17 protein-coding genes and 3 pseudogenes are annotated in these 18,629 nt (G+C 64.7%); 15 read left to right on the top strand and 5 right to left on the bottom strand.

The window, feature by feature from the left end:
* Window positions 1–140 precede the first annotated feature (140 nt).
* Window positions 141–3,275 (bottom strand): efflux RND transporter permease subunit, encoded by a 3,135-nt coding sequence (locus tag ACSKB8_RS18270; RefSeq protein WP_438105543.1) that lies wholly within the window; start codon window positions 3,273–3,275, stop codon window positions 141–143.
* 422 nt (window positions 3,276–3,697) lie between these two features.
* Between ACSKB8_RS18270 and ACSKB8_RS18265 the strand changes: the two genes are divergently transcribed.
* The 7 genes from ACSKB8_RS18265 (at window position 3,698) to ACSKB8_RS18235 (ending at window position 9,137) form a co-directional block, all read left to right on the top strand.
* Window positions 3,698–3,976, top strand: coding sequence for a DUF3551 domain-containing protein (locus ACSKB8_RS18265; protein ID WP_438105542.1), 279 nt, complete (start codon window positions 3,698–3,700; stop codon window positions 3,974–3,976).
* A 34-nt stretch (window positions 3,977–4,010) separates the two neighbouring features.
* Entirely contained in the window at window positions 4,011–4,280 is a 270-nt protein-coding gene (locus ACSKB8_RS18260; protein ID WP_438105541.1) for a DUF3551 domain-containing protein, read from the top strand.
* Window positions 4,281–4,520: 240 nt separating this feature from the next.
* Window positions 4,521–6,335 carry a long-chain-acyl-CoA synthetase gene (locus ACSKB8_RS18255; RefSeq protein ID WP_438105540.1) on the top strand — a complete coding sequence of 605 codons (1,815 nt, stop codon included), beginning with the start codon at window positions 4,521–4,523 and terminating at the stop codon, window positions 6,333–6,335.
* A gap of 146 nt (window positions 6,336–6,481) precedes the next feature.
* Window positions 6,482–6,727 carry an acyl carrier protein gene (locus ACSKB8_RS18250; protein ID WP_438105539.1) on the top strand — a complete coding sequence of 82 codons (246 nt, stop codon included), beginning with the start codon at window positions 6,482–6,484 and terminating at the stop codon, window positions 6,725–6,727.
* Window positions 6,714–8,096: a class I adenylate-forming enzyme family protein gene (locus ACSKB8_RS18245; RefSeq protein WP_438105538.1), complete on the top strand. Its 1,383-nt coding sequence runs from the start codon at window positions 6,714–6,716 to the stop codon at window positions 8,094–8,096. Before ACSKB8_RS18250 ends, ACSKB8_RS18245 begins: the two co-directional genes overlap by 14 nt.
* Entirely contained in the window at window positions 8,089–8,811 is a 723-nt protein-coding gene (locus ACSKB8_RS18240; protein WP_438105537.1) for an SDR family NAD(P)-dependent oxidoreductase, read from the top strand. The genes ACSKB8_RS18245 and ACSKB8_RS18240 overlap by 8 nt, the downstream gene beginning before the upstream one ends.
* Window positions 8,812–8,936: 125 nt before the next feature.
* On the top strand, window positions 8,937–9,137 hold the full coding sequence (locus tag ACSKB8_RS18235) for a hypothetical protein (protein WP_091892161.1): 201 nt from the start codon (window positions 8,937–8,939) through the stop codon (window positions 9,135–9,137).
* Window positions 9,138–9,141: 4 nt separating this feature from the next.
* Here ACSKB8_RS18235 and ACSKB8_RS18230 read toward each other — a convergent pair whose 3' ends face one another.
* Complete coding sequence (locus ACSKB8_RS18230; RefSeq protein WP_438105536.1) at window positions 9,142–9,441, bottom strand: hypothetical protein; 300 nt, start codon at window positions 9,439–9,441, stop codon at window positions 9,142–9,144.
* Window positions 9,442–9,754: 313 nt separating this feature from the next.
* Between ACSKB8_RS18230 and ACSKB8_RS18225 the strand changes: the two are divergent.
* Window positions 9,755–10,900 (top strand): annotated as a pseudogene (locus tag ACSKB8_RS18225) (DUF3095 domain-containing protein).
* 148 nt (window positions 10,901–11,048) lie between these two features.
* Here the strand turns inward: ACSKB8_RS18225 and ACSKB8_RS18220 are convergent.
* From ACSKB8_RS18220 to ACSKB8_RS18210, 3 genes are all read right to left on the bottom strand, one after another.
* Window positions 11,049–11,483 (bottom strand): DUF2147 domain-containing protein, encoded by a 435-nt coding sequence (locus ACSKB8_RS18220; RefSeq protein ID WP_438105535.1) that lies wholly within the window; start codon window positions 11,481–11,483, stop codon window positions 11,049–11,051.
* A gap of 109 nt (window positions 11,484–11,592) precedes the next feature.
* Window positions 11,593–12,978 (bottom strand): MATE family efflux transporter, encoded by a 1,386-nt coding sequence (locus ACSKB8_RS18215; RefSeq protein WP_438105534.1) that lies wholly within the window; start codon window positions 12,976–12,978, stop codon window positions 11,593–11,595.
* 82 nt (window positions 12,979–13,060) lie between these two features.
* The gene (locus tag ACSKB8_RS18210; RefSeq protein WP_438105533.1) at window positions 13,061–13,588 is read right to left on the bottom strand and encodes a GNAT family N-acetyltransferase; all 528 of its coding nucleotides are present in this window, start codon (window positions 13,586–13,588) and stop codon (window positions 13,061–13,063) included.
* 245 nt (window positions 13,589–13,833) lie between these two features.
* On the opposite strand from ACSKB8_RS18210, the gene ACSKB8_RS18205 reads away from it, so the two are divergent.
* The 7 genes and pseudogenes from ACSKB8_RS18205 (at window position 13,834) to ACSKB8_RS18175 (ending at window position 18,586) form a co-directional block, all read left to right on the top strand.
* Window positions 13,834–14,430 (top strand): superoxide dismutase, encoded by a 597-nt coding sequence (locus ACSKB8_RS18205; protein ID WP_061846478.1) that lies wholly within the window; start codon window positions 13,834–13,836, stop codon window positions 14,428–14,430.
* 280 nt (window positions 14,431–14,710) lie between these two features.
* A pseudogene (locus tag ACSKB8_RS18200) lies at window positions 14,711–15,321 on the top strand (permease).
* Window positions 15,318–15,818, top strand: a complete 501-nt coding sequence (locus tag ACSKB8_RS18195; RefSeq protein WP_130214576.1) for a hypothetical protein — start codon at window positions 15,318–15,320, stop codon at window positions 15,816–15,818. Before ACSKB8_RS18200 ends, ACSKB8_RS18195 begins: the two are co-directional and overlap by 4 nt.
* A 43-nt stretch (window positions 15,819–15,861) precedes the next feature.
* On the top strand, window positions 15,862–16,086 hold the full coding sequence (locus tag ACSKB8_RS18190) for a hypothetical protein (protein WP_370986471.1): 225 nt from the start codon (window positions 15,862–15,864) through the stop codon (window positions 16,084–16,086).
* 57 nt (window positions 16,087–16,143) lie between these two features.
* On the top strand, window positions 16,144–16,845 hold the full coding sequence (locus ACSKB8_RS18185) for a metal ABC transporter ATP-binding protein (RefSeq protein ID WP_438105532.1): 702 nt from the start codon (window positions 16,144–16,146) through the stop codon (window positions 16,843–16,845).
* 6 nt (window positions 16,846–16,851) lie between these two features.
* Window positions 16,852–17,720, top strand: a pseudogene (locus tag ACSKB8_RS18180) (metal ABC transporter permease).
* Window positions 17,721–17,722: 2 nt separating this feature from the next.
* The gene (locus tag ACSKB8_RS18175; protein ID WP_438105531.1) at window positions 17,723–18,586 is read left to right on the top strand and encodes a metal ABC transporter solute-binding protein, Zn/Mn family; all 864 of its coding nucleotides are present in this window, start codon (window positions 17,723–17,725) and stop codon (window positions 18,584–18,586) included.
* Window positions 18,587–18,629 lie beyond the last annotated feature (43 nt).

Below are 18,629 nucleotides of genomic sequence, written 5' to 3'. Positions count from 1 at the left end.
TACTGCTTCCTCGATCGTCATGCCCGGGCTTGTCCCGGGCATCCACGTCCTTGCTCACATGCGGCTCTACGTGGATGGCCGGGACAAGCCCGGCCATGACGATCTCGAAGGCCGCTCGCTCGTGCTGCTCACAGCATTGCTCACTCGGCCGCATCCTTCTGCTTGTCACCAGCTGCCTCCGCCTCCGGCTTTCCCTCCATCCAGCGCGAAAGCAGGTTGGAGAATCGGTCGAGGTAGAGATAGACGATAGGGGTCGTGAACAGCGTCAGGGCTTGGCTCACCAGAAGGCCGCCGACCATGGCATAGCCGAGCGGCTGGCGGATCTCGGCGCCGGTGCCGTGGCCGAGCATCAGCGGCACGCCGCCGAGCAGGGCCGCCATCGTCGTCATCATGATCGGGCGGAAGCGCAACAGCGCGGCCTGACGGATCGACTGCTCAGGCGTCAAATGCTGCTCGCGCTCGGCCACGATGGCAAAGTCCACCATCATGATCCCGTTCTTCTTGACGATGCCGATCAGCAGAATGACCCCGATCAGGGCGATGAGGCTGAAATCGAAGCCGAAGATCATCAGGATCGCGATCGCGCCGACGCCGGCCGACGGCAGCGTGGACAGGATGGTCAGCGGGTGGATGTAGCTTTCGTAGAGCACGCCCAGCACGAGATACACGACGACGAGCGCGGCGAGGATCAGCATCGGCACGGTGCCGAGCGATTGCTGGAACGCCTGCGCGGTGCCCTGGAAGCTCGTCGATAGCGTCGGCGGCGCGCCCATCGCGCTGACCGCGCGCAGCACGGCATCGGTCGCCTGTCCCAGGGCCACGCCTTCGGCGAGGTTGAAGCTGATCGTGACTGCCGGAAACTGGCCCTGATGCGCGATCGCGAGCGGCCGCACCGGCACGTTGGTCCAGTTGCAGATCACGGAGAGCGGCACCTGCTCGCCGGTGAGCGGCGATTTGATGTAGAGCTTCTCGAGCGTCTCGAGCTGCCCCTGCAGCGCCGGTGTGATCTCGAGCACGACGTGATAGCTGTTGGTCTGGGTGAAATACTGCGCGACCTGGCGCTGGCCGAAGGCGTCGTAGAGCGTGTCGTCGATCAATTGCGGCTGGATGCCGTAGCGTGCGGCGGTGTCGCGATTGATCCTAAGCTGCAGCGTCGTGCCCTCCGTCTGCTGGTCGGTGGCGACGTCGCGCAGTTGCGGCAGGCCTCTCATGCCGGCCAGGATCTTTGGCGCCCATTCGTTCAGCTCGGCGAGATTGGCGTCCTGGAGCGTGAACTCGAACTGGGTGCGGGTGGCGCGCCCTCCGAGCCGCACGTCCTGCGAGGCCTGCATATAGAGGCGTGCGCCCTCGACTTCGGCGAGTTTTGGCCGCAGCCTCGCGATAATTTGCTGTGCGCTGGCATCGCGCTCACCGATCGGCTTCAGCGTGACATACATGCGCCCCGAATTCAGCGCCGTGCCGCCGCCGCCAATGAACATCGCAATGGAATCGACGGCAGGGTCGGCCTGCACGATGGCGTTGAGCTCCTCCTGCCGGCGCTTCATCTCGGCGAAGGAGATGTCCTGGGGCATCTCGGACACCGCGGTGAGGAAGCCGTTATCCTGCTGCGGGAAGAAGCCCTTCGGGATCACGATGAACAGCAGTGCCGAGAGCGCGACGGTGCCGAAGAAGATGAGAAGCGTGACGAAGCTGTGCCGCAGCGCGAGGTCCAGCCCGCGCTCGTAGGCGCCGAGCAGGCGCTCGAACATCCGCTCGCTCCACTGGTAGAAGCGGCCGCGCCGCGCCTCACGGTCGGCGCGCAGGAAGCGCGAGGCCATCATAGGCGTCAGGGTCAGCGACACCACGAGCGAGACGAAGATCGCCATCGATAGCGTCACCGCGAATTCGCGGAACAGCCGGCCGATGATGCCACCCATCAGCAGCAGCGGGATCAGCACGGCGACCAGCGAGACGCTGATGGAAACGATGGTGAAGCCGATCTCGGCGGCGCCCTTGTACGCCGCGGCGAGTGGGCTCTCGCCCCGCTCGACATAGCGTGTGATGTTCTCCAGCATCACGATGGCATCGTCGACCACGAAGCCGACCGCAATGGTCAGCGCCATCAGCGAGAGATTGTCCAGCGAATAGCCGAACACCCACATCAGCGAGCAGGCGCCGAGCAGAGCCAGCGGAACCGTGATGCTCGGGATGATCGTGGCCCAGAAGCTGCGCAGGAAAATGAAGATCACCATCACCACGAGCGCGATGGTGATCATGAGCGTGATCTGTACGTCGTCGACCGCGGCGCGAATGGTGATGGTGCGGTCGCTGATGATCTTGATCTTGATCGCGGGCGGGATCGCCGCGATCAGCCGCGGTAGTTTCTCCTTGATGCGGTCGACGGTCTCGATCACGTTGGCGCCGGGTTGCTTGAAGATGACCAGGAACACGCCGCGCTTGCCGTCGGCCCAGGCCGCGGTCTTCATGTCCTCCGGCCCGGACACGGCCTCGCCGATGTCGCGGATCCGTAAAGGCGCGCCGTTGCGGTAGGCGACGATCACGTCCTTCCAGTGCGAGGCCTCGAGCAGCTGGTCGTTGGCGTAGATGGTATAGGAGCGGCGCGTGCCGTCGATGTTGCCCTTCGGGCTGTCCGCGGTGGCGGTCGCGATCTGGCTGCGAACGTCCTCCAGCGACAATCCCTTGGCGACGAGCTTGGCCGGATCGATCTGGATGCGCACCGAGGGTTTTTGCTGCCCGCCGACGAACACCTGCGCCACGCCGGGGATCTGGCTGATCTGCTGGGCGAGCTGGGCGTCGGTGCGGTCGCTGACCGTGGTCAGCGGCAGCGTGTCGGAGGTCGCCGACAGGATCATGATCGGCGAGTCCGCCGGGTTGACCTTGCGATAGGTCGGCGGCGAAGGCAAATTCTTCGGCAATTGTCCGCTCGCCGCGTTGATCGCGGCCTGCACGTCATTGGCGGCGGCGTCGATCAGGCGGTTGAGATCGAACTGGATGGTGATCGACGCCGAGCCCAGCGAACTCGTCGAGGTCATCTGCGTGATGCCGGGGATCTGCGCGAGCTGGCGTTCGAGCGGCTGTGCCACCGAGGCGGCCATGGTTTCGGGACTGCCGCCCGGAAGTGACGCGGAAACCTGGATGGTCGGAAAGTCGACCTGGGGCAGCGGTGCAACCGGCGGCAGAGGATAGGCCACGAGGCCTACGAACAGGATGCCCGCCATCAGCAGCGAGGTGCCGATCGGATAGCGGATGAAGGGAGACGAAAAGCTCTCTTGCATGCCCTGAGCCTGCAGACCGGCCGGCGCATCTTCCCCGCGCATGGCGGAGCCGCGCTCGAGAGCCCGAGCGCGAATGTGCGTTTCCTTCAGCCCGTATGTTTGTTGATTGCCCTGGATCGTCGTTGGTCCGGGGCCAGCGTTGTAATCGAAAGACTAGTCCGATCGCTGCAGCCTGCGAACGGATTCCTGCTCCGGATCCTTGCGACCTTTGTCGAAGAAATGCTGTCGTGAGATATGCGTCCTGTGCAGGCCCGAAACGGAGCTCTTTTCCGCTTCTGCGTGGTTGCAGTGCCGTGTCTCATCCGTTTTGGCGCGTGTCACAAGCGGGAGAGGTATGAACAGGAACAATCGCTTCTTCCGCGTTGTTGTGCCATATCGAAATGGAATAATGCGTGCCGTTGCCACAATTCGAGGAATGCCCGATGCGCCTGCCGATCCTGACCCTCACCGCCATTGCCACGCTGTTCGTGGCGTCAGATGCGAGCGCCCAGACCTACGATCCGCGCTACCCGGTATGCATGCATGTCTACACACCCGGCGGCTTCGCCGGTGGCGGCGGCGATTATTACGATTGCTCCTTCACCTCGCTGCCGCAATGCCGCGCCACGGCGTCAGGCCGCTCGGCCAGCTGCGACGTCAATCCCTATTACGCTTTCGATGAACCACCGCCGCCGCGCCGGCGCTACAAGAAGGTGCACTAGCGCTTCCGCGATGCGACTTCCGAGGACCGTTTTCATGCGCCACTCATTCGGACTGATCGTGACTTTCGGTGCCTTACTGGTGGCCGCGCCGTCGCATGCGCAGACCTTCGACCCGCGCTATCCGGTGTGCATGCACGTCTATTCCGGCTCGAACGGCGGCGGCGGGGACTGGTACGAGTGCTCCTTCGTCTCGGTACCGCAGTGCCGCGCCACGGCGTCGGGCCGCGCCGCAACTTGCGATCTCAATCCGTACTTTGCCGTCAACGTCCCGGCATCGCGCCCGCGTTATAGGCGAAATGGTTAGCACCGGGCGGATTGCCGCGCGGTCTCGCCTGAGGCTTGCCGCTACCCCTTCCTGATCCCCGACAACGCCACCACCTTGCGCCGGCGATCGATCTCCGCCGCCAGCATGCCGCTGAACTCGTCGGTTTGGTAAAGGAATCGCTAGCGTTAATCCCGCACTAACCAGGTTTTGGCCTGTCTCTTAACACCTGGGCAGGCTCGCACGTCTAAGCTGCCGGATCAGCAGACACGTCCCGAAAGAATGAACGGCATGACCACCGGTGTCATCGAGCAACCGAAAGCCGCGCGCGCCCCTTCGGCTTCGAAAATCTGGCTGAAGGCGATCGAGCTCACCGCGCGGATCGAGACGCTGCCGGGACGTCTGTTCGCCGACGTCGTCGACGATTGGGCGCAGCGCCAGCCCGATCGCGCAGCGCTCGTGACCGACGATGCCACTCTCGATTACGAAGGTCTGTCGAAGAGGATCAACCGCTATGCGCGATGGGCTCGGTCGGCTGGCGTTGCCAAGGGCGACACCGTTGCTCTGATCATGCCGAATGGCATCGACTATGTCGCGGCCTGGCTCGGCATCAGCCGTATCGGCGGCGTGGCTGCGCTGATCAACACCAAGCTCATTGGGCAATCGCTCGCACATTGCGCCGACGTCGCAAAGCCGTCGCATGTCATCGTTGCGCATGAGCTGACGGAGATGTGGGACAGCGCAGCGCCTTATTTGAAGACCGGAGCAAAAGTCTGGACCCATGGCGATGCCCGCGGCGAACGCGCGATCGACGTAGCGCTGGCCGCGCTCGACGATGGAGCGCTCTCGCCGGACGAACATGGCAACGTCACCATCGATGACCGCGCGCTGCTGATCTATACCTCGGGCACCACGGGCTTGCCGAAGGCCGCCAGCATCAGTCACCGCCGCATCCTCAATTGGGGCTTTTGGTTCGCCGGCCTCACCGGCGCGACGCCGCAGGACCGGCTCTACGATTGCCTGCCGCTGTTCCACTCGGTCGGTGGCATCGTCGCGCCGTGCAGCATGCTGGCTGCCGGCGGCTCGGTGGTGATTGCGGAGAAGTTTTCGGCCTCGCATTTCTGGTCCGACATCGTCCGGCATGACTGCACGCTGTTCCAGTATATCGGCGAGCTCTGCCGCTATCTGCTCAAGGCGCCGCCGTCGGAATATGAGAACAGGCATCGTCTGCGGCTCGTCTGCGGCAACGGTCTGCGTGGCGACATCTGGGAAGACTTTCAGGCGCGCTTTTCCATTCCGGGCATCCTCGAGTTCTATGCTGCAACCGAGGGTAATTTCTCGCTGTTCAACGTCGAGGGCCAGCCGGGCGCGATCGGCCGCATCCCACCGCTGCTCGCGCATCGCTTTCCCGCGAGCCTCGTCAAGCTCGACCCCGATACCGGCGCGCCGCTGCGCAACGAAGAGGGCTTTTGCATCGCCTGCGTCCGTGGCGAGGCCGGGGAAGCGATCGGCCGCATCGGCACCGCGGACCAGGGCGGCGGCCGTTTCGAGGGCTATACCGACGCGGGCGAGACCGAGAAGAAGATCCTGCGCGACGTCTTTGCCAGGGACGATGCCTGGTTTCGCACCGGCGACCTGATGCGGCTCGACGACAAGGGCTTCTTCCATTTCGTCGACCGCATCGGCGACACCTTCCGCTGGAAGGGCGAGAACGTCGCGACGTCGGAGGTGAACGATGCCGTGCGCGATTTCACTGGCGTGATCGATGCCACCACTTACGGCATCAGCATCCCCGGCACCGACGGCCGCGCCGGCATGAGCGCGCTCGTCGTCAATGAAGGCTTTGATATCGCCGCACTGCCTGCGCATCTGGCACAGCGGCTGCCGGCCTATGCCCGTCCCGTCTTCATTCGCATCTCTTGCGAGATCGATGCGACCGAGACCTTCAAGCAGAAGAAGGGCGACCTCGCGCGCGAAGGCTTCGATCCAGAGGCGATAGCGGATCCGCTGTTCATGCTTGATCCGAAATCCGGCGCCTATGTCGCGCTTGATGCCGAGACCTATGTGCAAATCGTGGACGGCACGATCAGGCTGTAACGCTGCGAAAAATGCGCAGATAGGTCCAATTTTATCTGAATTGTCCAAGAAGCCATTTACTTCTGTCGGGTAAACAGGCGGCCAGGGGAGGCGGTCAGCAAGAGCCGCCGCAACGCGAACGATCGATAACAACAAGCGAGCCAGCCATGTCGGTAAGGTCTAAGGTCATTGAAGCGATCCAGCAGATCGCCAAGGAACAGCACGTCACGCTTCCCGCACTCTCGGACGATCTGTCCCTGCACGAGACGGGCTTCGACTCGCTCGCCTTCGCGATCCTGGTCGCGCGCCTCGAGGACGAGACCGGCGTCGATCCCTTCACCATTTCCGAGGACGCAGCGTTCCCCGCCACCGTGGGCGATTTCGTGCGGGCCTACGGAAATGTCCCCGCGTGAGATCTTTGCGCTTCGCGACCATCTCGGCGCGGAGCTGAAGGGCCGCACGCTGTCGGATGCAGAGACGAGCGTGTCGCTGACGGACATCCTGTCGCAGACGGTCCTCGGCGGCCGCCTGCGCGAATTGTCTGGCCGCTGTGTCCTACTCAGGCTGTCCGACCAGCTCCGGTCGGGCCTTGCCATGATCGAGCTCGACGGCATCGCGCGTCGCATGCTGCTGTGCCCGCCCGATCTCAACCCGGCGCATCTCGACGCGTTGATTGCGGATGCCGGGATCGATGCCGTCGTGACTGACGAGCCGGGTCGCTGGGCCAACACCGGCGTCGCGCTTATTGTCACCGCGCACTTACCGCTCGAAGCGGCCGCGCCGGCGAAGACCGAACGTGCCACGGAATGGCTGATGCTGACCTCGGGCACCTCGGGCGTGCCCAAGATCGCCGGGCACACGCTGGAAGCACTCACCGGCGCAATCGTCGCCGAAGGCCCCGCGCGCGGACCTGCGCCGGTGTGGGCCACGTTCTACGACATCCGCCGGTATGGCGGGCTGCAAATCTTCCTCCGCGCCATCCTCTCCGGCGGCTCGATGGTGCTGTCGGACCCGCATGAGGCGTTGGCCGATCACGTCGCGCGGCTGAATGCGCGCGGCGTCTCGCATATCTCCGGCACGCCCTCGCACTGGCGCAAGCTCCTGATGAGCGGCTCGGCGGCACAGTTCGCGCCGGGTTATGTACGTCTCTCCGGCGAGATCGCCGATCAGGCGGTGCTGGACGGCTTGAAAGCGGCATTCCCCAATGCCTCCGTCGGTCATGCCTATGCCTCGACCGAGGCCGGCGTAGGCTTCGCTGTCAATGACGGGCTTGAGGGTTTTCCGGCCGACTATCTCGGTAACCGCAATGGTGTCGAGATGAAGGTGGTCGACGGCTCGCTGCGCATCCGCTCGACGCGCACCGCGCACGCTTACATTGGCCGCAACGCTGCTGCGCTCACCGATGCGGACGGCTTTGTCGATAGCGGCGACATCGTCGAGCTGCGTGGCGATCGCTATTATTTCGTCGGCCGCCGCGGCGGCATCATCAATATCGGCGGACTGAAGGTTCACCCCGAGGAGATCGAGGCGGTGATCAACCGCCATCCCGACGTGCGGATGTCGCGGGCCAAATCCCGCCGCAGCCCGATCACTGGCGGCATCGTCGTCGCCGACGTGATCCTCGCCGACGGTACCGATCCCGCGCGCACGAAGGAGATCCGTGACCAGATCCTGGATCAGTGCCGCGCCCAGCTCGCCTCGCACAAGGTGCCGGCGGTGATCCGCTTCGTCGAGGCGCTCGACGTCACTCCGGCCGGCAAACTGGCGCGCACCGATGCATAACGTTCTCGTCACCGGCGGCAGCCGCGGCATTGGCCTTGCGATCGCAAGGCGCCTCGCCGGCGCCGGCTTCAACGTGATTGCGGCCGCACGGCGCGAGAGCGAGGAGCTCAAGGCCGCGATCGCCGCGTCTGAGGGACGCCTGCATTTCCGCGCCTGCGATCTCGCCGTGATCGATGCGATCCCGGCGTTCGCAAAGCTTGTCCGCGACGAATTCGGCCCGATCTACGGCCTCGTCAACAATGCCGGCCTCGGCACCGAGGGCCTGCTCGCCACCATGCACAATTCCGAGATCGCGGCGCTGGTGCAGCTCAACGTGCTGTCGCCGATCATTCTCACCAAATACGTCGCGCGGCAGATGATGGCCGATGGCGCCGGCCGCATCATCAATATCTCATCCATCATCGCGACCACCGGCTATAATGGCCTCTCCGTCTACGGCGCCACCAAGGCGGCCGCCACCGGCTTCACCCGCTCGCTGGCGCGCGAGGTCGGCAAGCTCGGCATCACCGTGAATGCGATCGCGCCGGGATTCATCGACACCGAGCTGACGCACAATCTCTCCGACGAGGGACGCAAGCGCATCGCCGGCCGCAGCGCGCTGCGCCGCCTGCCGGAGACAGAGGACGTCGCGCGCATGGTGGAATATCTGCTCGGCGAGGGCGGCCGCAACGTCACCGGCACCATCTTCACGATCGACGCGGGGAATACGGCGTAGCGGAACTCTGCCGCCGCAATAGGGTTGATCCGGCTCAATTTGAATTCACCGGATTTGGTCGTAAGATGCCCCGCAATCGGTTGGGTTACGTCAATCGATCTGCCCTAATCGACAGGGAGCAGTCCATGACCGCTTCGAATCTGGGCCGGGCGTCAGCAGAGCAGTCTTGCTCGAGGCCGGACGATGTCCATTGCCAGCCGATGTCGCATCAGAACTCCGGTGACCACGGCCACGAAATGTATCCGCAGCAATTCGTGCGGCTGGTCGGCTGTCACGATGTCCCCGCATCAGCGGTGCGCAAGCGTCAGGACGAGAAGCTGCACTAGCCACTCACCTCTGATGCTTCGGCAAGTCAATTCGTTCATGTGAGAACTCCGGCGGTCCCTCGGTGAGGCGGCGGATGCGGCGCTCGCGTTCGTCTGCCGGCAATGCGGGATCGAGCAGCGCGTCGATCTCGTGCACGGCGATGTCCTCGATCTGCGTGGCATCCGATGTGATCTCGTGCGCCGAGATCGGTTCGGCAGGCGAGATCTTCAGCCCCAATTCGACGAGTTTGCAGATTGCATCCGAGCGGGTCAGCTGATGGGCTTCAGCCCAGGCATCGACGGCGGCGGTCAGCCGTTCCGGCATCTTCACCGCGCTGATTGCGTCGAGACCCGTGCGCCGGCGTACGGGTGAGGTCGAAATCCTTGTTGCCGAAGTCGGACACTTCGATGATCCCGGGCATTCATTTTCGATAAATCAAGAGTAAACGCCTTTTGCGGTGTGCTGATTGATGCCGATCAATGACAAACTGCGGCATTGCATCGCGGTGCGAGCTTGTTGTCCGGCTCCATTTCGGCCAATGATTGGGACCTCGCGGAGACCGGCCGGCGAACCCGGATCGATCCTGCCACGCATCTACTTTTCGCAACGCGCCATCCCAACCATCCGGCATCACCCGATGACATCAGGCAAATCCTTCTATAGCGGCATTCCGGTCTTCCGGGGCTTCACCAGCCTGATGGATCCGGTGCTGTATGCGCCGCTGCCGGACGACTGGAGCATCGGCGTTGCCGACATCGTCGAATTCGACCAAGGCCATCGCGGCGCAGCGCTACAAGGCGGTGAACATGGCCGGTGCCGCCGTGATCGCGGCGGTGACGAACGCGTTGGAGGGGCGCGAATTCCCCTTCGTGTTCGGCGGTGACGGCGCCAGCTTTGCGGTTGCGCCTCACGATCTCGAGCTTCCCGCAACGCGCTGGCGGCAACCGCGACCTGGGTGCGGGAGGATCTCGATCTGAAGATGCGTGTCGCCCTGGTGCCGGTCAGTGCCATCCGAGCGCATGGCCTCGACGTACGCGTCGCACGCTTCGGTCCGTCGGCGAACCTGTCCTATGCGATGTTCTCCGGCGGCGGCCTCGCCTGGGCCGACGCCGCGATGAAGCGCGGCGAGTTCGCGGTGACCGAGGCGCCCGACGGCACGCAGCCCGATCTCTCCGGCCTGTCCTGCCGCTTCGAGGTGATGCCGGCGTCACGCGGATTGATCTTGTCGGTGCTGGTGATGCCGGCGCGTAGCGCTGACCCGCTGGCTTTCCGCAAGGTGATCGAGGATATCATCCATCTCGTCGAGCGCAGTCCGGATGGCGGCCGCCCGGTGCCGGCGCAGGGACCGCCGCTGAAATGGCCGCCGCAGGGGCTGGACTATGAAGCCCGCACCAGGCGCGGCGGCCCGCTGCTTGCCCGCCGGGCCGCCGTCTTGGCCTACACGTTGTTCGCCTATCTGATCATGCGCTTCGACATCAAGGTCGGCGGCTTCGTGCCAAACGTCTACAAGCGTCAGGTGGTCGAGAACTCGGACTTCAGGAAATATGACGACGGCTTGCGCATGATTCTCGACTGTACGGGCGAGCTCGAGCGCGCGCTGAGCGATCGCCTCGCTGCAGCCGCGCGCGAGGGCATCGTGCGCTACGGCCTCTATCAGCAGGACGCGGCGATGATGACCTGCTTCACGCCCTCGGCGCTGCGCAGTGACCACGTCCATTTCATTGACGGCGCGCGGGGCGGTTATGCCTCGGCTGCGACGGCATTGAAGGCAATGATGGGGTAACACGTCTCTCGTGCCCCGGACGCAGCGGAGCACGCAGTGATGCGCTGCCGAGCCGGGGCCCAGAATCTTGGAGAAAATTGCGAATGGCATGGTCCCGGCTCTGCGAAGCAGCGCTTCACGCTGCATCGCGTCCGGGACACGAGGGCGCTCAGCGTCCCGCGCGCGTCCAGGTCTCGCCGCCGCAGAGGGCGCCGACGCAGCCTTCGACGCGCAGCGAATCCGCGCCCGTCACGCTGATACTGCTCGCATAGGTGCTGCCGTCGTCGGCATTGTAGATCTGGCCCGACCATTTGTTCGGAGCTGACGGCTGCATGCCGCTGAACAATGGCAGGCCGATCATCGGACGCCTGGCGAGCGCGGGATCGGGATTCTTGTTGTCGGTCGCGGGCTGGCCGGTCGCGGTATCCGTGGGTTCGCGCAGCCAGACGATGTGGCCGCAGATGCCGCCGCCGCATTTGCTGATCTTCACGCGCGCATCACCCGCCTGGGTGAGCCAGGTCCCGTCGGCGCTCTGCGCCTGGGCGCTCGTTGCGCCGAGCAGCGCAGCCAGGACGACGAAGGGAATCGCGAATCTGCTGAACATGGAGAGAGCCCCCGAAAATGACGGCGCCTCCATAGCAGTCCGGCAAAATAGTGCAACGCTGGATGGAATCACATTCCTGCGCTTACTGTCTGCGCTTATTCGCCTGCGCTCATTTGCCCCACTGCACGAAGGCGACCGAGACGGCGGTCGAGAGCCCGAACATGACCATGGCGCCGCCTACCAGAGCGAACAACGTCCAGGCCGGCGCCTGCATCGTCATGAGGCCGACGCCGCCGATCGCGACGATCAGGAGCCGCACTGTGGAGGCAAGCACTGGCCCGCCGACGCGCGCCGCGCCTTGTGAGGAGAAGTACAACGACACGCCCATGCCGAAGAACACGAAGGCCGGACCTGCCCAGTGGAAATAGCTGTGGGCGGCGGCGGTGACGCCGGGATCCCGCGTGAACAGCGCGACCCACAGCGACGGATCGAGCGCGATCCCAAGGCCGATCAGGCCGACCGTGAGTCCGGAGGCGGCGGCCGCGGTCCAGGCCACGCGCCGCGCGCGCTTCAGATGTCCCGCGCCGATCGCCATGCCGACCATCGGCACCGATGCGATACCGAAGGCGAAGGTGATCGGGATCAGCAAGAATTCCAGCCGCGAGCCGATGCCGTAGCCGGCCAGCATCTCGGTGCCGAAGCTCGCGAGGATTTTTGTGAAGATCAGAATGGTGAGCACGCTCTGGAGTGGCGACAGGCAGGCCACCGCGCCCACTTTGAGAATGTCCAGGAACATCGCACGCTCGAAATGGAGGGCGCTGAAGTCGAGCGGCAGCCTGCTGCGGCCAGACAAGAGATACCAGAGCAAGAAGACCGCGGCGCAGCTGAACGCGATCAGCTGGCCGCTCGCGACGCCCGGCATCCCGAACTGCGGCACTCCGAACAGGCCAAGTCCCAGCGTGCCGCCGAGTGCGACCTGGAGCAGGCTCGCCCCGATCGACGTCATCGAAGGCAGCCGCATGTCGCCGGTGCCGCGGATCACCGAAGCCAGCGTGTTGACGAGCCAGATCGCGACCGCGCCGGAGAACAGCACCTGCGAATAGCCGCTGGCCTCCTCCAGCACGCGCTCGCGGCCGCCGAGCAGCGCGAAAAACGAGCGGCCGAAGACGAGCATCATGACCGTGAAGAACAGGCCGCCGCAGAGGCCGATGATGGCGGCATGCAGCGCCAGCGTCGCGGCGCGGTCGCGATTCCCCGCCCCGAGCGCGCGGCTGATCGCGGAGGAGACGCCGCCGCCCATCGCGCCCGCGCTCATCATCTGCGTCAGCATCGCGAACGGAAAGACCAGCGCGATCGCGGCGAGCGGGATGGTGCCGAGCCGGCCGATATAGGAAGTCTCGGCGATCGCAACCAGCGTGCTGCCGACCATCGCGATCATGTTTGGGATCGCGAGCCGCAGCAATGTCGGCAGGATCGGCGCCGTCAGCAGGCTGGCGATGGGGGAGGCGACCGGCGCAAGCGGCGGGACGGCGTCTGCAGGGGCGTCGATCGTCATGTTCACCGGGCGGAATATTAAATGATGATCGACATATTATAAGGCGTGAAGCGGCCGGCGCAGCCCTCCGCTCACGCAGGGCTCACCAGGGCAGGCCGCATAGGTCGATGGTGCCCAGCGTCGGCGCGCGGACGATGTCGAAGACGTAGGGTGCCATGTAGTCGAAGCGGATTCGTCCCTCCGGCTGCTGGCAATAGACCTCGCCCTTGAAGGGCTGCCATCGGCGCGCCTCGTAGAACGCGAAATTGTGCGGCTCGCAGAACAACAGCGCGAAGCGCACCGCATCGTTGGCGCGCATGGTGTGCACCGCCGCGTCGATCGCCATGGTTGCATAGCCGCGACCGCGCCGGTCCTCGCGGGTACAGACGCCTCCGATGCCGCCGACATGGACCTTCTGCCCGTTCCAGGTGACGGTGCGGAAGTAGACACCGACATGGCAGACGAGGCCGTCCTCGGGCGCATCGAGCAGCACGCGAAGATGAGCGTTATCCCATTTGACGTGAGCCCAGGGCTTGTCCGCGACCATGTGCGGGCCCCAGACCGCCTGGTGCAGCGGCTCCGCGATCGGCCACGAGGCGTCGCCGTTCAGAATGTCGATCTCGATGCTCATGGCTCTGTCTTTCGCAACGTCGGTCCGTGGTGCATTCGTTCTTCGATAAGCACCTCAAAGGCAATGATATTTTGCATCACGCCACCAAGGCCGCGCGAATGTCCGCGTGCTGCGACGATTTTATGCAATCGTGCCAAGCGTTGGCATCACGCATTTTCGCAAATTGGCGGTATTTAACGACGCAGGAACCTTCTATAAGGGGTGACCGTTAGAACTCGTTCCCCACCAGTTGCGGACAAGAAGCCATGACCTTTACGCTGCCCCCACTCCCTTACGCCTATGACGCCCTCGGCCAGTATATGTCGAAGGAGACGCTGGAATATCATCACGACAAGCATCATCAGGCCTACGTCACCAACGGCAACAACGCGCTCAAGGGGACCGAATGGGAAGGCAAATCCCTTGAAGAGATCGTCAAGGGCTCGTTCGGCAAGAACCCCGCGGTGTTCAACAATGCCGGCCAGCATTACAACCACATCCACTTCTGGAGCTGGATGAAGCCCAATGGCGGCGGCACCAAGCTGCCCGGCAAGCTCGAGAAGAAGATCAACGAGGACCTCGGCGGCTTCGATAAATTCAAGACCGACTTCCAGGCGGCCGGCGTCGGCCAGTTCGGCTCCGGCTGGTGCTGGCTCCAGGTCAAGAACGGCAAGCTCGAGATCTCCAAGACCCCGAACGGCGAGAATCCGCTGGTGCACGGCGCCACCCCGATCCTCGGCTGCGACGTCTGGGAGCACTCCTACTACATCGACTATCGCAACCGCCGTCCGGACTATCTCAAGGCATTCGTCGAGAACCTCGTGAACTGGGAATACGTCGAGTCTCTGTTCGAGAAGGCGTAGGCATTTGGAGTCATTCCGGGGCGCGCCAAGCGCGAGCTATGATGCGCAATTGCGCATCTGAGAATCCATTTGTCCACTCGGGCTGAGGCCCGATGGATTCCGGGTTCGGCGCTGACGCGCCGCCCGGAATGACAGAGAGGGCGGTCGCGTGCGCGGCCGCCTTTTTGCTGTGCGGAATTGCCCTGCGCGGTGCGCGTATCGGCCTGTGATCGTTCCGTTTGCATCGCATGGGCAGCCCCCTTAAGCAGGACGGGCATCCCCTCGATCCGACCCGAGCCCGTTGTCAGAACCTTCCCCAAAAGACCCGGCGTCTGCCGAGGACGCGGACTCCGAGCCGCGGCCGGGGCGTGCGCGCAAGCCGATCGGCTGGTCGACCATCATTATCGCGGCTCTGGTAGCGGTGAGCGCGGGTCTGGTCTGGCGGCGTGACGGCACCGATGGTGTTCTCGACATTCTCACCCACGACCTCTCGCTGTTCGGCGGCATCCTGCCGCGCGTGCTCGCCGGTTGCCTGCTTGGTGCGTTCATCTCCGAGATCCTGCCGCACGAAAAGTCTCGCGCTCGCTCGGGCCGAAATCCGGCCTGATGGGGCTTCTGATCGGCACCGCCTTCGGCGCGATCCTGCCCGGCGGTCCCTTCACCGCCTATCCGGTGGCGAGCGCGCTGCTCGCGGTCGGTGCCGATTTCGGCGCCACCATCGCCATGGTCGTCAGCTGGACCCTGATCGGCTACGGCCGGGCGGTGGCCTGGGAAATCCCGATTATGGGCACCGATTTCACGCTGTGGCGGATCGTGATCTCGCTGCCGCTGCCGGTGCTCGCCGGCGCGCTCGGCCGCTTCGTCTATGTCCGGCTCTATCCGAAACAGATCTCGAAGGATGACGAGACGTGAGCGCGGCACTCCTGATCGACATCCTGTTGTGGGGCTCAGTGTTTGGCGTCGGCCTGATCGCCTTCCGCCGCGGCCCTGCCGTGTTCAAGGCTTCGCTGCGCGAAGGCTCGATGGACTTCATCAACATCGTGCCGCGGATTGCACTGGGGGTGATCGGCTCCGGCTACATCGCCGCCATCATCCCGCAGGAGGTGATCACCGGCTGGCTCGGGCCGGACAGCGGCTGGCTTGGGGTCGCGTCTGCCGTGGTCGCTGGTGCCGCCACGCCGGGCGGACCTGTGATCGGCTTCTCCATCGGCACGGTGGCGCTGAAGTCCGGCGGCGGGGTGCCCCAGGTGGTTGCCTATGTCGTCGCCTGGGCCCTGTTCGCCTTCCAGCGGGTGATCCTGTGGGAGATCCCATTCATGCCGGCCCGGTTCGTCTGGTTCCGTTGCGCGGTGTCGGTGCCGTTCCCGTTCGTAGCGGCCGCCATCGCCATGCTGATCGGCCGGCCCTGAGCCCGGCGTGGACAGGCGCAATGTTATAATATAACGTCTTGGCATGGTTCCCGCCGCCTCCCACGCCCATCATCACGACCATTCCCACGACCACGCCCATTCGCACGGGCACGATCACACCCATGCCCATGTCCATGATGCGGCTTCGCCGCATCCGGCCCAGGCGGCGCCGTGGTCGATCCTGCGCATGACCATGGCGGGGCGCCTCGCGGCCGCGCTCACCGTCTGCGCCGCGCTCTGGGGCATGGTCTTCCTGGCGATGAGGTGACCATGGCACAACTACGCCTTCCACAACGTCACGCTCGGCTATGACCGGCATCCGGCCGTGCACCATCTCAATGGCGAGGTCGCACCCGGTGCGCTGGTCGCCGTGATCGGCCCGAACGGCGCCGGCAAGTCGACGCTGCTGCGCGGCATCGTCGGCATCCTCAAGCCGCTCGACGGCAGCATCCATCTCGGCGGCCGCGACAGCAGGGACATCGCCTACCTGCCGCAAAGCGCGGAGATCGACCGCAGCTTTCCGATCTCGGTGTTCGATTTCGTCGGCACCGGGCTGTGGCGCGGGACCGGCCTGTTCGGCGGCATCGGCAAGGCTGCGCGGCAAAAAATCCTGCGCGCAATCGCCGCCGTTGGCCTTAACGGGTTCGAGAACCGCCCGATCGGCACGCTCTCCGGCGGCCAGATGCAGCGCGTGCTGTTCGCGCGGGTGCTGCTCCAGGACGCGAGCCTGATCGTGCTCGACGAGCCCTTCAACGCCATCGACAGCAAGACCACGGCCGATCTGCTCGCGCTGGTGAAGGAGTGGCATGCCGAGGGCCGTACCGTGCTGGCCGCGCTGCATGACATGGAGATGGTGCGCACCCATTTCAGCGAGACGCTGGTGCTGGCGCGCGGCCCCGTGGCCTGGGGGCCGACGGCCGAGGTGCTGACGCCGGAAAATTTGATGGTCGCGATGCGGATGTGCGAGGCCTTCGACGACAGCGCGGCGGCCTGCGCGGCCGACGACGGGCGTTCGCAGGCGGCGTGATCGCAAATGGCCTATGACGCGCTGATCGGTCCGTTCACCGAATTCGAGTTCATGCGGCGGGCACTCGCCGCCGTGATCGCGCTGTCGCTGGCAGGCGCGCCGATCGGCGTGTTCCTGATGCTGCGGCGGATGAGCCTCGTCGGCGATGCAATGGCGCATGCGATCCTGCCGGGCGCCGCCGTCGGCTTCCTGCTCTCCGGGCTCAACCTATTCGCGATGACCGCCGGCGGCCTGATCGCCGGCTTTGCGGTCGCGATCCTTGCCGGTGTGGTCGCACGCTCGACCGGGCTGAAGGAGGACGCTTCGCTGGCCACCTTCTATTTGGCCTCGCTCGCGCTCGGCGTCACCATCGTTTCGATCAAGGGTACCAATATCGACCTGCTGCATGTGCTGTTCGGCAACATCCTCGCGATGGACGACCAGACGCTGCTGGTGGTGGCCTTCAACGCCACGGTGACGCTGCTCGTGCTCGCCGTGATCTTCCGCCCGCTGGTGATCGAGAGCGTCGATCCCTTGTTCCTGCGCACCGTCAGCCGCGCCGGGGACCTGCGCATCTCGCCTTCCTCGCGCTCGTCGTGATCAACCTCGTCAACGGCTTTCAGGCACTCGGCACGCTGCTTGCGGTCGGCCTCATGATCCTGCCGGCCGGCATTGCGCGGTTCTGGTCGCGCGATCTCACGGCCATGATCTGCATCGCGGTCGTCGCTGCCGCCGCCTCGGGCTATGCCGGCCTCGTGCTCTCGTTCCAGACCCGCGTGCCGTCGGGCCCCGCGATCATTCTCGTAGCGACGGTGCTCTACGTGGTCTCTGTCCTGTTCGGCCGCGTCGGCGGTATCGTCCGGCAATTGTTTCCCGGCCGGCATCTGGAAGCGTGACGATGCGGCTCATCCTGCTTTGTGCGCTGTTGCTGATCGCCTCGCCGCTGCACGCCGCCGAGCGGCTCAACGTGGTCGCGAGCTTCTCGATCCTCGCCGATTTCGTCCACAATGTCGGGGGTGAGCGGATCAATCTGACCACGCTGGTCGGCGCCGACAGCGATGTCCATATCTACACGCCCGCACCGAGCGATGCGAAGCGGATCGCGGATGCAAATCTCGTCATCGTCAACGGGCTCGGCCTGGAAGGGTGGCTGCCGCGGCTCGTGCAGTCCTCGGGCAGCAAGGCGACGGTCGTGACTGCGAGCGCCGGTATCACGCCTCTGAAATTAGGTTCGGCCGCCGATCCCCACGCCTGGCAGTCCATCCCCAACGCCAAGGTCTATGTCACCGACATCGCTGATGCGCTCGCCGCGGCCGCCCCGGATGACGCAGATGTCTTCCGCGCCCAGGCCAAAGCCTATTTGGAAAAGCTCGAAACCCTCGACCGTGAGGTCCGCGAGGCCGTAGCCAAAATCCCCGTGGAGCGGCGCAAGGTGATCTCCACCCACGAAGCCTTCGGCTATTTTTCCGCCGAATATGGTATCCAGTTCATCGCCCCCTTGGGTGTCTCCACGGAGACCGAACCCAGCGCGCGCGACATCGCCGCGATCATCGGCCAGATCAAGGTCCAAAAAATCCCGGCCGTGTTCCTGGAAAATATCAGCGACAACCGGCTGATCCGGCGGATCGCGGCCGAGACCGGGGCAAAGGTCGGCGGGACCTTGATTTCCGACGGTTTGACCGGCGAAAAGGGGCCTGCACCCACTTACATTGACATGGTCAGGCACAATATAAAGGCCCTGACCAGCGCGCTTGACCACTAGGGCAGGGGCCACCCCGCCTCGCGTCGCGCGAAAAGCCTTAAAG

This window comes from Bradyrhizobium sp. BR 1432 (assembly GCF_051547705.1).
GTDB classification, from domain to species: domain Bacteria; phylum Pseudomonadota; class Alphaproteobacteria; order Rhizobiales; family Xanthobacteraceae; genus Bradyrhizobium; species Bradyrhizobium zhanjiangense.
This window is presented reverse-complemented; position numbering and strand designations above follow the sequence as displayed.

What these genes read in the sequence shown, in the direction of transcription:
- ACSKB8_RS18205 (WP_061846478.1), top strand. Translation starts at nt 13,834, where the DNA reads ATGACCTTTACGCTGCCCCCACTCCCTTACGCCTATGACGCCCTCGGC.
- ACSKB8_RS18240 (WP_438105537.1), top strand. Translation starts at nt 8,089, where the DNA reads ATGCATAACGTTCTCGTCACCGGCGGCAGCCGCGGCATTGGCCTTGCG.
- ACSKB8_RS18220 (WP_438105535.1), bottom strand. Translation starts at nt 11,483, where the DNA reads ATGTTCAGCAGATTCGCGATTCCCTTCGTCGTCCTGGCTGCGCTGCTC.
- ACSKB8_RS18235 (WP_091892161.1), top strand. Translation starts at nt 8,937, where the DNA reads ATGACCGCTTCGAATCTGGGCCGGGCGTCAGCAGAGCAGTCTTGCTCG.
- ACSKB8_RS18175 (WP_438105531.1), top strand. Translation starts at nt 17,723, where the DNA reads ATGCGGCTCATCCTGCTTTGTGCGCTGTTGCTGATCGCCTCGCCGCTG.
- ACSKB8_RS18210 (WP_438105533.1), bottom strand. Translation starts at nt 13,588, where the DNA reads ATGAGCATCGAGATCGACATTCTGAACGGCGACGCCTCGTGGCCGATC.
- ACSKB8_RS18250 (WP_438105539.1), top strand. Translation starts at nt 6,482, where the DNA reads ATGTCGGTAAGGTCTAAGGTCATTGAAGCGATCCAGCAGATCGCCAAG.
- ACSKB8_RS18270 (WP_438105543.1), bottom strand. Translation starts at nt 3,275, where the DNA reads ATGCAAGAGAGCTTTTCGTCTCCCTTCATCCGCTATCCGATCGGCACC.
- ACSKB8_RS18255 (WP_438105540.1), top strand. Translation starts at nt 4,521, where the DNA reads ATGAACGGCATGACCACCGGTGTCATCGAGCAACCGAAAGCCGCGCGC.
- ACSKB8_RS18215 (WP_438105534.1), bottom strand. Translation starts at nt 12,978, where the DNA reads ATGACGATCGACGCCCCTGCAGACGCCGTCCCGCCGCTTGCGCCGGTC.
- ACSKB8_RS18260 (WP_438105541.1), top strand. Translation starts at nt 4,011, where the DNA reads ATGCGCCACTCATTCGGACTGATCGTGACTTTCGGTGCCTTACTGGTG.
- ACSKB8_RS18245 (WP_438105538.1), top strand. Translation starts at nt 6,714, where the DNA reads ATGTCCCCGCGTGAGATCTTTGCGCTTCGCGACCATCTCGGCGCGGAG.
- ACSKB8_RS18265 (WP_438105542.1), top strand. Translation starts at nt 3,698, where the DNA reads ATGCGCCTGCCGATCCTGACCCTCACCGCCATTGCCACGCTGTTCGTG.
- ACSKB8_RS18190 (WP_370986471.1), top strand. Translation starts at nt 15,862, where the DNA reads ATGGTTCCCGCCGCCTCCCACGCCCATCATCACGACCATTCCCACGAC.
- ACSKB8_RS18230 (WP_438105536.1), bottom strand. Translation starts at nt 9,441, where the DNA reads ATGCCGGAACGGCTGACCGCCGCCGTCGATGCCTGGGCTGAAGCCCAT.